General features: G+C 65.1%; 12 protein-coding genes and 3 tRNA genes. 7 read left to right on the top strand and 8 right to left on the bottom strand.

The annotated features are described in order from the left end of the window. The first annotated feature begins 10 nt into the window (after positions 1-10). The 6 genes from GJV26_RS22765 (at position 11) to GJV26_RS22790 (ending at position 3,275) form a co-directional block, all read left to right on the top strand. The gene (locus GJV26_RS22765) at positions 11-712 is read left to right on the top strand and encodes a heme-copper oxidase subunit III family protein (protein ID WP_155710978.1); all 702 of its coding nucleotides are present in this window, start codon (positions 11-13) and stop codon (positions 710-712) included. 10 nt (positions 713-722) lie between these two features. Further along, positions 723-1,028 carry a cytochrome C oxidase subunit IV family protein gene (locus GJV26_RS22770; RefSeq protein WP_155712660.1) on the top strand — a complete coding sequence of 102 codons (306 nt, stop codon included), beginning with the start codon at positions 723-725 and terminating at the stop codon, positions 1,026-1,028. A 104-nt stretch (positions 1,029-1,132) separates the two neighbouring features. Then, a tRNA-Glu gene (locus GJV26_RS22775) sits at positions 1,133-1,208 on the top strand. Between the two features lie 94 nt (positions 1,209-1,302). After that, positions 1,303-1,378, top strand: a tRNA-Glu gene (locus tag GJV26_RS22780). A 93-nt stretch (positions 1,379-1,471) separates the two neighbouring features. After that, positions 1,472-2,632 (top strand): elongation factor P maturation arginine rhamnosyltransferase EarP, encoded by a 1,161-nt coding sequence (gene earP / locus GJV26_RS22785; RefSeq protein ID WP_155710979.1) that lies wholly within the window; start codon positions 1,472-1,474, stop codon positions 2,630-2,632. A 67-nt stretch (positions 2,633-2,699) separates the two neighbouring features. Beyond that, positions 2,700-3,275 carry an elongation factor P gene (locus GJV26_RS22790; RefSeq protein ID WP_155710980.1) on the top strand — a complete coding sequence of 192 codons (576 nt, stop codon included), beginning with the start codon at positions 2,700-2,702 and terminating at the stop codon, positions 3,273-3,275. A 243-nt stretch (positions 3,276-3,518) separates the two neighbouring features. Here GJV26_RS22790 and GJV26_RS22795 read toward each other — a convergent pair whose 3' ends face one another. Further along, on the bottom strand, positions 3,519-4,313 hold the full coding sequence (locus GJV26_RS22795) for an AraC family transcriptional regulator (RefSeq protein WP_189442077.1): 795 nt from the start codon (positions 4,311-4,313) through the stop codon (positions 3,519-3,521). A gap of 147 nt (positions 4,314-4,460) precedes the next feature. Here GJV26_RS22795 and GJV26_RS22800 point away from each other — a divergent pair, with 147 nt between their 5' ends. After that, positions 4,461-5,606, top strand: a complete 1,146-nt coding sequence (locus tag GJV26_RS22800) for an MFS transporter (RefSeq protein WP_276529384.1) — start codon at positions 4,461-4,463, stop codon at positions 5,604-5,606. Between the two features lie 62 nt (positions 5,607-5,668). Here the strand turns inward: GJV26_RS22800 and dbpA are convergent, their stop codons facing one another. The 7 genes from dbpA to GJV26_RS22835 form a co-directional block, all read right to left on the bottom strand. Further along, the gene (dbpA, locus tag GJV26_RS22805) at positions 5,669-7,072 is read right to left on the bottom strand and encodes an ATP-dependent RNA helicase DbpA (protein WP_155710982.1); all 1,404 of its coding nucleotides are present in this window, start codon (positions 7,070-7,072) and stop codon (positions 5,669-5,671) included. Between the two features lie 183 nt (positions 7,073-7,255). Then, entirely contained in the window at positions 7,256-7,492 is a 237-nt protein-coding gene (locus GJV26_RS22810) for a hypothetical protein (RefSeq protein ID WP_155710983.1), read from the bottom strand. Between the two features lie 155 nt (positions 7,493-7,647). Then, positions 7,648-9,372, bottom strand: a complete 1,725-nt coding sequence (locus GJV26_RS22815; RefSeq protein ID WP_155710984.1) for an acid phosphatase — start codon at positions 9,370-9,372, stop codon at positions 7,648-7,650. A 154-nt stretch (positions 9,373-9,526) separates the two neighbouring features. Next, positions 9,527-9,603 (bottom strand) — tRNA-Met (locus GJV26_RS22820). 58 nt (positions 9,604-9,661) lie between these two features. After that, the gene (locus GJV26_RS22825) at positions 9,662-10,810 is read right to left on the bottom strand and encodes a methyltransferase (protein WP_155710985.1); all 1,149 of its coding nucleotides are present in this window, start codon (positions 10,808-10,810) and stop codon (positions 9,662-9,664) included. A gap of 130 nt (positions 10,811-10,940) precedes the next feature. After that, positions 10,941-11,846 carry a hypothetical protein gene (locus GJV26_RS22830; RefSeq protein WP_155710986.1) on the bottom strand — a complete coding sequence of 302 codons (906 nt, stop codon included), beginning with the start codon at positions 11,844-11,846 and terminating at the stop codon, positions 10,941-10,943. 60 nt (positions 11,847-11,906) lie between these two features. Further along, a complete protein-coding gene (locus GJV26_RS22835) occupies positions 11,907-12,116 on the bottom strand; it encodes a hypothetical protein (RefSeq protein ID WP_155710987.1) in 210 nt (69 codons plus the stop codon). Positions 12,117-12,142 lie beyond the last annotated feature (26 nt).

Consider the following 12,142-nt stretch of genomic DNA (forward strand, 5'->3'; position numbering starts at 1 on the left):
GGAGGGGCTCATGTCCGCCGAGTTCACCACTGCCGCCGACATGCCGCCGGCCGAAGCCGCGCCGCCGCGCGCCGGGTGGCCCGGCATGGCGACCGACCTGTCGGGCGACCGCCGGATGTTCCACGTTCCGTGGGGCAAGGCGATGATGTGGATCTTCCTGCTCAGCGACACGTTCATCTTCGGTACCTTCCTGACCGGCTACATGTCGGTGCGCATGGCCACCACGACGCCGTGGCCGAACCCCAGCGAAGTGTTCGCGCTCACGATCGGCGGCGCGCACCTGCCGCTGATCCTGATCGCCATCATGACCTTCGTGCTGATCTCGAGCAGCGGCACGATGGCGATGGCCGTCAATTACGCCTACCGGCGCGACCGCAGGCGCTGCGCCGCGCTGATGGCGGTAACGGCCGCGTTCGGCGCGCTGTTCGTCGGCATGCAGGCGTTCGAGTGGAGCAAGCTGATCGAGGAGGGCGTGCGGCCGTGGGGCAACCCGATGGGCTCGGCGCAGTTCGGCGCCAGCTTCTTCATGATCACCGGCTTCCACGGGCTGCACGTGACGGCCGGGGTGCTGTACCTGTCGATCGTCGCAAGAGGCGTCGCGCGCGGCGCGTACGAGAAGAAGGGCTACGGCATTGTCGAGATCGCCGGGCTGTACTGGCACTTCGTCGACCTGGTGTGGGTGTTCATCTTTGCTTTGTTCTATCTCTGGTGAGGGCGCGATGATGGAAGGTCAGCAGCATCCGGTGGGGCTGTACTTCAAGGTATGGGGGCTGCTGTTCCTGCTCAGCGCCCTGTCTTACATGGTCGACCTGTTTCACCTGGAAGGCTTGCTGCGGTGGACGCTGATCCTGGCCCTGATGATGGCCAAGGCCGGCTTGATCGTGGCCGTGTTCATGCACCTGCGCTGGGAACGGCTGGCGCTGGTGTGTCTGGTCGTGGTGCCGCCCGCGGCACTGCTCGTGCTCGCCGGGATGATGGCGACCGAGTCCGATTACCTGTTCCTGTTGCGCAGCACGCTGTTCCGCTGAAGTGCGCCGACCTTGTTTACGCAATGGGCGTTGCCGGACAGTAGCAGTTTCACCCTTGTAACGGTGTCGCGGCCGGTGCTATAATGCGCGCACGCTTTTACGACGTCCCCATCGTCTAGAGGCCTAGGACATCACCCTTTCACGGTGAGTACCGGGGTTCGAATCCCCGTGGGGACGCCAGGTTTTGCTGGAACTTTTCATCCGGTTTCATGCATACTCTTTAAAGCTGAATTTAAAGCCGGAAGTAAAGCCGGAAGTAAAAAGCCAGTCCAGGGTCCCCATCGTCTAGAGGCCTAGGACATCACCCTTTCACGGTGAGTACCGGGGTTCGAATCCCCGTGGGGACGCCAAGAATTTGGAGCCGCACTTTGAAACGCCACGTTTCAGTGCGGCTTTTTGCATTCCGATACATTGCACCATTCCGCTGCCCGCCGCCATCCACCATGAACCAATCCACCACGCCCGTCACGCTGGCACTGTTCTGCAAGGTCGTCGACAACTACGGCGATATCGGCATCTGCTGGCGCCTCGCGCGGCAACTGGTGCGCGAACATGCCATCGCCGTCACGCTGTGGGTCGATGACCTGAAGAGTTTTGCCCGCATCTGTCCCCAGGTCGACACGCAGGCGACGGTCCAGCACGTCGATGGCGTGGCCGTGTATCACTGGCGCGACCAGGAAGGCACGTATCGCGCCGAAGACGTGGCCGACATCGTCATCGAATTCTTTGCCGTCGATATCCCGCCGGGTTATGTGACGGCGATGGCGCAGCGCGCGGCCAGGCCGGTGTGGCTGAACCTGGAAGGCCTGACCGCCGAGGAATGGGTCGAGGGCTGCCATACGCTGCCGTCGATGCATCCGCGGCTGCCGCTGACCAAGCATTTCTTTTTCCCCGGCTTTACCGGCAAGACGGGCGGCCTGCTGCGCGAGGTGGACTTGCTGGAACGGCGCGACCGCTTCCAGCAGGATGCCGGCGGCATCGCCGCGTTCCTCGGCGGGCTGGGCCTCGCCCCGGCGGAGCAGCGGGCCTGCAAGGTATCGCTGTTCTGCTATCCGCATGCGCCGGTCGCCGGGCTGTTCGACGCGTGGCGGCGGGGCGGCGCGCCGCTGGCGTGCCTGGTGCCGGAAGGCGTGGCGAAGGACGAGGTGCGCGCCTTCCTCGGCGCCGAACCCGTGGCGGGCGCCAGCCGCACGCAAGGCATGCTGACGGTGCGCGTGCTGCCGTTCGTGCCGCAGGCCGACTACGACCCGCTGTTGTGGGCCTGCGATGTCAATATCGTGCGCGGCGAGGATTCGTTCGTGCGGGCGCAGTGGGCGAATCGCCCGTTTGCCTGGCACATTTATCCGCAGGACGACAATCTGCATCATAAAAAACTGCGGGCATTCATTTCCCGTTATTGCCCCGATATCGAGCCGCTCGAGCGGTTCGCGCTGGCATTCAATGGCGTGACCGAACCGGCCGGCGACGATTGGCTGCCGTTATGGCAAGCCTTTTCCGGCGCTTTTGAATCCCTGGCATGCCGCTCCGCCAATTGGCAAAAGGCGGTGTTGGCAAACGGTGACCTGGCATCGAATCTGCTGACATTCGCCGCTTCCGTGCGGTAGGCGCCGTATGAAGAACATGATATGATGAGCGGTTAGTGAAACCCATTTTTAGTAGGTACTCTCTCTTATGAAACCCGCAAAAGAAATTCGTGTTGGCAACATCATCATGGTTGACGCCAAGCCCTTCATCGTGCTGCGCTCCGACGTCAACGGTTCGAGCCGCACGGGCTTCACCTACAAGTGGAAGATGAAAAATCTTCTGACGAACGCTCCGCTGGAAAACGTGTTCCGCGGCGACGACAAGTTCGACGTGGTCGTTCTGGACAAGAAGCCGGTGACGTACTCGTACTACGCCGATCCGCTGTACGTGTTCATGGATGAAGAGTACAACCAGTTCGAAATCGAAGAAGAAAACCTGGGCGATGCGCTGAACTACCTGAAAGACGGCATGGAATGCGAAGCCGTGTTCTATGACGGCAAAGCCATCTCGGTCGAACTGCCAACCACCATCGTGCGCCAGATCGTGTACTCGGAGCCGGCCGTCAAGGGCAATACCTCGGGTAACGTGCTGAAAGAAGCCAAGATCGAAAACGCGATCGAATCGAAGCAGCACACCGTGCAGGTTCCACTGTTCGTGAGCCAGGACGATTCCATCGAAATCGATACCCGCACCAACGAATACAAGCGCGTGATCCGCAACTAAGCTGTTTGCGCCGCTGTTCAAAAAAACGCTGCCTCGTGCAGCGTTTTTTTTTCGCTCCAACTGTTCTGTTCGTGTCCGCCACGGGACGCGCGTGACATCAACACAAGTGTTGCAGAAAAGAGATGGGGACAGTCCCCAAGTTTTTACGACACTCTGTGTTGTAAAAAATCGGGGACTGTCCCCGGTGTTGGTTTGCTGCCAGCTCGGCCGTTGGCTGGGGGACTGGCCGAGGGGCTGCCGGCGTCAGTGCGGGCCGCGCCATTCGGTAAGATAGTGCTGCGGGGTCTTGCCGAGCAGCCGCCGGAACATGCTGGTGAAGGCGCTGGGGCTGGCGTAGCCGAGGCTGGCTGCGATGGTGCCCACGCTTTCGCCGCGGGCAAGCATCGGGAAGGCATGGGCGAGGTGCACCTGCTGCACCCATTGGCGGTAATGGAGCCCGGTCTCCTTCGGGAATAGCCGGATCAGCGTACGGGCACTGGCGCCGGCGTCCAGCGCACGGTCTTCCAGGGCGCGCCGGCTGCCGGGATCGTCCATGATATCGGTGCACAGCGCGCGCAGTCGCCGGTCGCGCGGCCACGGCACGGCGATGGGCACGGTTTCCATCGATGCCAGTTCGGACAGGATCAGCTGGGCCAGCTGTTCGCCGCGCCCGGGCAGCGGGTAGTCCACCGGTCCGGCCGACAGCGCCAGGATCAGCTCGCGCAGCAGCGGGCTCACCTCGAGCACGCGGCAGCCGTCGACCAGCGCGCCGGCGGCGACGGCATCGATGTACAGCGTGCGCATGTTGACCCGCGAAAGCATCGTCAATTCATGCACGATGCCGGGCGCGATCAGCAGCGCGCGCCGCGGCGGAATGATCCACACGCCCAGGTCGGTACGCACCCGTACCACGCCTTCGCTGGCGTACAGCAGCTGCACCCAGGGATGGCTATGCGGCACCACGTGCTCGCCATGCTGCGCTTCGGAAGGCACGGCGGTCACCGTGCGCGGCAAGGCCTGGAACCTGGGACGGTAGAGCGGGGAAGGGGTGAGTGTCACTTTGGCGACGAAAAGTGGAAGAAGCGTTCGGCCCTAACATCATACACTGGCGTGCCCATCACCTACTTCGTTGCCATGACTACCGTCTCCAACGCCCAGGACGTCCCCGGCGCGGCCGCCGCCACGCCGGCGCAGCAGGGCGCCGTGCTGCAGATCCTGTTTTCCGTCGCCTTCGTGCACCTGCTCAACGATTGCGTGCAGGCCGTGCTGCCGTCGATCTACCCGCTGCTGAAAGAACAGTTCGCGCTGAGTTTCACGCAGGTGGGCCTGATCACGCTGACGTTCCAGTGCACCGCCTCGCTGCTGCAGCCGTGGATCGGCCTGTATACGGACAAGCGCCCGCTGCCGTTCCTGCTGCCGATCGGCATGTGCGTGACGCTGGCCGGCGTGGGCCTGCTGGCCACGGCGGACACCTTCGGCATGCTGCTGCTCGCGGCGGGCATGATCGGCGTCGGTTCCTCGACATTCCATCCGGAGGCGTCGCGCGTGGCGCGCCTGGCATCCGGCGGCAGGTTCGGTTTCGCGCAGTCGCTGTTCCAGGTCGGCGGCAATGTCGGCTCGGCCCTGGGCCCGCTGCTGGCAGCCGCCATCATCGTCGGCCATGGCCAGGGCAAGATCGCCTGGTTCACGCTGCTCGTGCTGGTCGCGGTGGTGGTGCTGGTCGGCGTCAGCCGCTGGTATGGCGGCCACCTGAAGAACGCGGTGCGCAAGGCGGGCGTGCAGCATGTGGCGCCGTTGCCGCGCGGCCGCGTGATCGCGGCGATGACGGTGCTGGCGATGCTGGTGTTCTCGAAGTACATCTACATGGCCAGCCTGTCGAGCTACTACACGTTTTACCTGATCGAGAAGTTCCACGTGTCGGTCGACACGGCGCAGATGTACCTGTTCCTGTTCCTTGCCGCCGTGGCGGCGGGCACGTTCGCCGGGGGGCCGATCGGCGACCGCATCGGCCGCAAGCGCGTGATCTGGGTGTCGATCCTCGGCGCCGCACCGTTCACGCTGGCGCTGCCGTACGTGGATCTCGGGTGGACGGCCGTGCTGTCGGTGGTCATCGGCCTGGTGATGTCGTCGGCGTTTTCGGCGATCGTGGTGTTCGCCCAGGAGCTGGTGCCGGGCAAGGTGGGCATGATCGCCGGGATTTTCTTCGGCCTGATGTTCGGCGTCAGCGGCATCGGCGCCGCGGCGATGGGCCACATCGCCGACGTGGCCGGCATCGAGCAGGTCTACCGCATCGCGTCGTTCCTGCCGCTGCTGGGTATTCTGGCGGCATTGCTGCCGAAGATGGAGCGCTAGGAGCCGCCAGCAAAGGCCCCGCGCCTGCGCTGGTGGCCCGGTTTCCGGTCAGATTTCGCGCATTAAATCTCGATGAAGCGCATCTTGAAGTTGCGCCCCTTGAAGCTGCCGAAGTCGCCGTCCAGGTTGCTGGCGGCGCTCAGCCGGTCGAACGCTTCGTAGGCCACGCGCCGGTCGATCGCCACGTAGGTCTGGAACTCGGTCACGTTGATCTTGCCGACGAGTTCCTTGGCCAGCTTGGCATCGCCGGTGAGCGCGCCGAGCACGTCGCCGGCGCGCAGCTTGTCCTTCTTGCCGCCGCTGATGCACAGCGTGAGCATCGGCGCCGGGTCGCCGTGGCCGTCGTCGTTGCCCAGTTCCGCCAGCGTGTGCCACTCGGCCGGCGTGTTCTGGTATTCCTCGATCAGCTTGACCCACTTCTTTTCGTTCGGCGCGCACAAGGTCAGCGACACGCCGCTGCCGCCGGCGCGTCCGGTACGGCCGATCCGGTGCACGTGCACCTCGGCATCCTTCGACACGTCGGCGTTGATCACCGCTTCCAGGTCGGTGATGTCCAGGCCGCGCGCGGCAACGTCGGTGGCGACAAGGATCTGGCAGCTGCGGTTGGAGAACAGCACCAGGATCTCGTCACGCTCGCGCTGTTCCAGTTCGCCGTACAGCGCCAGCGCCGAGAAGCCCTGCGCGCGCAGCGTATCGACCAGCTCGCGACAGTGCACCTTGGTATTGCAGAAGATGATCGCCGAAGCCGGCTGGAAGTGCCGCAGCAGCCGTGCCACCGATTCGTCGCGCGAATCGAAACCGATTTCGTAGAAGCGCTGCTCGATCGTCGAGGTGGTGTGCTGCGCCTCGATCAGCACTTCCACCGGGTCGGCCAGAAAGGCCTCGGTGGCGTGGCGGATATCGTCCGGGTAGGTGGCCGAGAACAGCAGCGTCTGGCGGCGTTTCGGGCACTCCTTCATGATCGCGGCGATGTCGTCATAGAAGCCCATGTCCGTCATCCGGTCGGCTTCGTCCAGCACCAGCGTGCGGATGGACGACAGGTCGAGCGTCTGCCGCGACAGGTGATCCCGGATGCGGCCCGGCGTGCCGACCACGACATGCGCGCCGTGTTCCAGCGATGCGATCTGCGGCCGCATCGGCGAACCGCCCGTCAGCACCAGCACCTTCAGGTTGGCGATGCTGCGGCCGAGCCGGCGCAATTCGTTCGCCACCTGGTCCGCCAGTTCGCGGGTCGGGCACATCACCAGTGCCTGCGTGGCGAACCATGCCGGGTTGATGGTGTACAGCAGTCCGATGCCGAAGGCGGCGGTTTTGCCGCTGCCGGTCTGGGCCTGCGCGATCAGGTCGCGGCCTTCCAGCACGGGCGGCAGGCTTTCGGCCTGGATCGGCGTCATCGTGGTGTAGCCCAGCGTTTCGAGGTTGGCCAGGAAGGCGTCGGGCAGCGGCAGGGAAGAGAAGGAGGTCATGGCGGGGCCGTGGGGCAAAAGGGTTGAATCAGTCTAACAGAGCGCAATGATTGCGCCTCTGCACTGGTGTAATGCGTTATGGCGCCACGAACACAGGTCGCAGGGCAAGGCGCATCGTCGAAGACAGTACTTCAGTACGGCGAGACGAATGCAACGCCGCCATGCGGCCTGAGTTCGTGGCGCCTAGTCTTTGCGCCAGACGGGGAGGCCGGTAACGTCCAGTTCCTCGTCGCGCTGCCAGACGGGCAGGCCGCTGGCATCGGTCGGGGCGAGCAATTCGAGCTGTTCCTGCCTGACGGCGACGCGGCGCGCGCGCGGGCGTGGCAACGGCACGGGCGGCGCCTTCGGCTCCGGCTCCAGCGGCGCGGCGGGGCCGAAGCCGGGCAGGTCGAATGTCGCGTTGTCTTTTTTGTCTCTCATCGTGTGGCGTGCAAAAACAAAAGCCCGGCTTTGGCAGTCGGGCTTTTCATCTGAAGCGGCGCGCAGTGTAACACAGTGCCACCAATTTGTGCGCCGGCGCCCCGGCGCGTGCCGGGCGAGCTTCGGCTGTATTACAGCTGAATCACGGCCGAACTTCAGCGGAACGCCAGCGCGGCGGTCAGGTCGCCAGGTGGCTGCGCGCCCCGCTCGGCAAAGGCCCGGTTGCGTTCGGCCAGGCCGTCGAGCAGCGGCAGCTCGAAGCGCCGCGTGATGAAGCGCAGGATCGACGTGGTGTCGTAGAAGTTGTGATCGACATTGCCCTTTTTGGCGAACGGCGAAACCACGATCGCCGGAATCCGCGAACCCGGGCCCCAGCGGTCGCCCTTCGGCGGCGCCACGTGATCCCACCAGCCGCCGTTCTCGTCGAAGGTGACCACCACCACCATGTTGTCCCACTGCGGCGAAGACCGGAGATGGGTCAGCACGTTGACGATGTGCTGGTCGCCCGACTCGATATCCGAATAGCCGGCATGCAGGTTCAGGTTGCCCTGCGGCTTGTAGAAGCTCACGGCAGGCAGCTTGCCGGCCACCGCATCGGCCAGGAAGCGGTTGGAGATCGGGCTGTCGCCCAGGCCGCCGTCGCGCAGGTGTTCGGCGCGCGCGGCCGTGCCGGGCGCGAAGCTCCTGAAATAATTGAACGGCTGGTGGTGCGACTGGAAATTCGGCTTCGATCCGCCGCCCAGGTCGTCGAGCGCGGCCTGCCATGCGCCGCCATACCATGCCCAGTCGACACCCTTGCGCGACAGCAGGTCGCCGATCGTGTCGTACGTCTGCGGCGGCAGCACGCCGCCGTCGTCCGGGTCCGCGTGCAATGGATCGCCGCCGGGCGCCGGATGCACCCAGCTCGGCTGGTAAGGCGTGGCCATCGTGTTGACGGCATAGCCGTCCGGCGTAATGGCGCCGTCGTTGACGAATATCGCCTTGCCGTCCAGCGCCGATTTCGGGCTGTCCGGGGCCAGCGCCAGGCGCGCGCCGGTGGGGCCGTCGGCCGTCACGCAGATCTTCTTCCTGGCCTTCGTGTCCTTCGCGTTGAAATACTCCGGCGTGCGGCCGGATACCAGGAACTGGTGGTTCAGGTAGGAGCCGCCGAACGCCGCCATGAAGAAGTTGTCGCACAGCGTGAATTCGCGCGCCACCTGCCACAGGCCGAGGTTCTTGCCCGTCTGCCCGTAGCGGCCCATCACCAGGCCACCCGCATCGGTCCACGCGACAAAGCCGTCGTTCCTGCCGCCGTTGATCTGCATCTGGTTCTGGTAGAAGCGGTGCTGCAGGTCGCGCGTGACCAGCGCCTCCGGCAGCGGCTTGCCCTGCGCATCCTTCAGTTCGAACGGCGCGTTCGGCAAGCCTTTCACATCGTCTTCCTTCAGTTCGTAGCGCTTGCCGGCCAGTTCCTGCGGCGCGGCCAGCGTGCCGCCCCACACCTTCGGCAGCTCGGGCAGCACGCTGCCGTCGTAGTCGCGCTGCACGTATTTTTCCGGCGGCACGCCGGCCAGCGGCGAGGCTTCGCCCGGGAAACCGGCGAACAGGTTGTTGAAGCTGCGGTTTTCCAGGTAGATGACGACCACGTTCTTCACGTGCGCCTTCAGTTTCGCGTCGAGCGGGCCCTTGACGGTTTTCGCCTGCCGCGATGCCGGCGCGGCGGCAATGGCGGGCAGGGCGCCCATGGCGCCGGCTGCTGCCGCGGCGCCGAACAGGCGGCGGCGGGAAGGCTTCTCGGGAAGGTCGTTATGGTCCGGCACGCGCGGCTCCTTTATTGAAGGCAACAAAGGGCTGAGTGTAGGTATCTCATCGGCGGGCGTCAAGGCGGCAGCGGTGCGCATGCAACGGCCTGACCAGGAGCGGCGAGAGCATGCGCACATGAAGGCAGCGCGCACAAGGAAAGCGGCGCGTGCAGGAATATCCCGCGTAAAAGAAAAAATCGCGCACAAGAAAAAACCGCCGGTTCCATTGCTGGAACCGGCGGTTTTCTGAATCTGGTTGCGGGGACAGGATTTGAACCTGTGACCTTCGGGTTATGAGCCCGACGAGCTGCCAGACTGCTCCACCCCGCGTCTGAGGCATGAATTATATACGCTCACTCCGTCTTGTGCAAGCGAGCATTTCACCATGCTATGTCCGGGCCGCGCCGAGCCGCCACAGCGACGTGACTTCGGCGGCGCGGGCGGCATGCAGCGGGTCTTCGGCATCGCTTGCCTTCGGGTGCGTCGGCCGCACGTCCTGCCGGCCCAGCACGACCAGGCCGGCCTGCGCGATCCACTCCAGCAGTTGCTCGCGGGGCCGCAGGCCCAGGTGCTCGGCCAGGTCCGACAGGATCAGCCAGCCCTCGCCGTCTTCGGTCAGGTGATCCTTCAAGCCGGCCAGGAAACCTTTCAGCATCCGGCTGTCGAGATCGTACAGCGCGTTTTCGATCGACGAGCTGGGGCGGGCAGGCAGCCATGGCGGGTTACAGACGACCAGCGGCGCGCGGCCCGGCGGGAACAGGTCCGCCTCCAGCAGCTCGACCTGCTCGTCCAGATCCAGCCGGGCGAAGTTGTCGCGCGCGCAGGACAGCGCGCGGCGGTCCGTGTCGGTCGCGACCACGTGCGGTACCCCGCGCTTGGCAAGGACCGCGCTCAGTACGCCGGTGCCGGCGCCGATATCGAACGCCACGGTGGTCTTCTTCGGCAGCGGCGTTTCGGCGACCAGCTGCACGTACTCGCCGCGCACCGGCGAGAACACGCCGTAGTGCGGGTGGATGCGCGCGTCGAGCGCGGGGATCTCGACGCCGGTCCTGCGCCATTCATGCGCGCCGATCACGCCCAGCAGCTCGCGCAGCGAGATCACGAACGCATCCTCGCCGCGGCCGTAGGCTTCGTTGCAGGCCAGCTTCACTTCCGGCGCGCGGCGCAGCGGGATCGTATAGCCGGGCTCGAACGGGATCAGCAGCATCGCCAGCGTGCGCGCGCGCTGCGACTGTGCCTGGCGGTGCAGGTGGAATGCCTCGGTCGGCGTGGCCGGCGCCTTGGCGGCCTTCTTCTTCGGCTTGCCCTGCTTGCCTTCCGCGCGGCGCGCGAGCGCCTGCAGCAACTGCCGGGCGTTCTGGAAGTCGCCGCGCCACAGCAGCGCCGTGCCTTCGCAGGCCAGGCGGTAGGCGGTATCGGCGTTCAGCGTGTCGTCGGCAACGACCACGCGCTTCGGCGGCGGCATGCCCGCCTCCGAATGCCAGCGGGCGGAACGCTCGGTTCCTTGTTCGGTCCAGTGGAGGAGGGATGTTTCCATGTCGGCAATCTTGAAATGTGGGGGGTAGCAAAAACGGCGAAACCGCCTGCGCGGCGGTTTCGATAGGTGGCGGCCATTATAGCCTGCCAAGTCGACTGCCAAGACGCCGGCACGGCGCCGGCGGGGCCGGTCAGGCTTCGTCGGCCGGCGGTGGCGTGGTCGAGATCGTCGGCGCAATGCCGGTCGCCGACGAAGTGGTGGCCACATCCTGCGGTACCTTGATCGGCATCGGCGACTTGTCGGTCTCCAGGTCCGCTTCGGCCGCTGCCTTCGCGTCTTCCGCGGCCGCCGCCGTGGCTTCGGCCACATACGCCTTGACGGGCGAGGGCGGCGCATAGGTATCGAGCGACTGGGTGTTCCTGACGAGCTGCATCAGCCGCACCGACAGGTTGCCCAGTACGTCGCCGCTTTGCCCGTCCTTCACATCGCCGGAGATTCGCTTGTCCATCAGCTTGAACAGGTCGCCGAGGCCGCCCGGCCAGTCGATCTCCGGAAAATCGAACGAAGGCAGCGCCAGGTTCTGTCCGGACGGCTTCTGCTGTCCAGCCTCTTCGGAACCGGCATAACCGGCGAACATCGACGCTTCGTACTGCACTTCCACCTCGAAATCGTATTTCGTGCCGTCGGCCAGCGTGATCGTGCCCTTGCCGAGGAAGTGAGAACTCTCGTTCAGGCTGAATCCCGAGGCACTGCTGACGCCATCGGCGCCTTCGGAGCGCAGCGTGCCGGCGGCCATCGACGACGAGGCTTCCAGCGCCACGGAATCGAAGGCGATGGTCGCGCCCCTGGCGCTGTCGCCGAGCAGGCGCTGGGCAAAACTGCCGAGGAGATTCTGCGCCAGGTCGATCGTGTCGTTGCCGAGCGAATCGACGCGCTGCTGCAGGTCGACCGCCCCGGACGACAGGGCGACATTCGAGCTGGCTTTCGAGGCCGCCGCCTGCTGCGCGGCGTTGCTGCCGCGTGCCGGCTGCTGGGTCGCGCCGGCGAGGGCGGTATTCTGGTACCCGCGGGTGCCGAGTGGAGAGAGCGAAGACATGGCTGGCCTCTTGTAACAATGTCCCTCTACATCGGCATCGCGGCCGAATTCTTGAGGAAATCAGTGGTGATGGGACCACAGGCCGTTCGACGCCAGGTACGCCTGCACGGCGTCCGGCTGCCCGATGGCATGCAGTTTCACTTCGCCGCAGCTGCACACGCCGGAATAGGGCGTGATGTGCGAGCAGGCGGAGACTTTTTGGACGGTCACTTTGACCGCCTTGGCGCATTTGGCGCACTTGAACGTCAGGTTGCGTGGTGCTTTGAACATGATTTCAGGAGATAAACTTCACACGA

It is taken from the genome of Pseudoduganella dura (assembly GCF_009727155.1).
GTDB classification, from domain to species: Bacteria; Pseudomonadota; Gammaproteobacteria; order Burkholderiales; family Burkholderiaceae_D; genus Rugamonas; species Rugamonas dura.

Bases quoted from the DNA above. Each gene is read 5' to 3' on its own strand.
- GJV26_RS22765 (WP_155710978.1), top strand. From the start codon at position 11: ATGTCCGCCGAGTTCACCACTGCCGCCGACATGCCGCCGGCCGAAGCC.
- GJV26_RS22770 (WP_155712660.1), top strand. From the start codon at position 723: ATGGAAGGTCAGCAGCATCCGGTGGGGCTGTACTTCAAGGTATGGGGG.
- earP (WP_155710979.1), top strand. From the start codon at position 1,472: ATGAACCAATCCACCACGCCCGTCACGCTGGCACTGTTCTGCAAGGTC.
- GJV26_RS22790 (WP_155710980.1), top strand. From the start codon at position 2,700: ATGAAACCCGCAAAAGAAATTCGTGTTGGCAACATCATCATGGTTGAC.
- dbpA (WP_155710982.1), bottom strand. From the start codon at position 7,072: ATGACCTCCTTCTCTTCCCTGCCGCTGCCCGACGCCTTCCTGGCCAAC.
- GJV26_RS22810 (WP_155710983.1), bottom strand. From the start codon at position 7,492: ATGAGAGACAAAAAAGACAACGCGACATTCGACCTGCCCGGCTTCGGC.
- GJV26_RS22815 (WP_155710984.1), bottom strand. From the start codon at position 9,372: ATGCGCACCGCTGCCGCCTTGACGCCCGCCGATGAGATACCTACACTC.
- GJV26_RS22825 (WP_155710985.1), bottom strand. From the start codon at position 10,810: ATGGAAACATCCCTCCTCCACTGGACCGAACAAGGAACCGAGCGTTCC.
- GJV26_RS22830 (WP_155710986.1), bottom strand. From the start codon at position 11,846: ATGTCTTCGCTCTCTCCACTCGGCACCCGCGGGTACCAGAATACCGCC.
- GJV26_RS22835 (WP_155710987.1), bottom strand. From the start codon at position 12,116: ATGTTCAAAGCACCACGCAACCTGACGTTCAAGTGCGCCAAATGCGCC.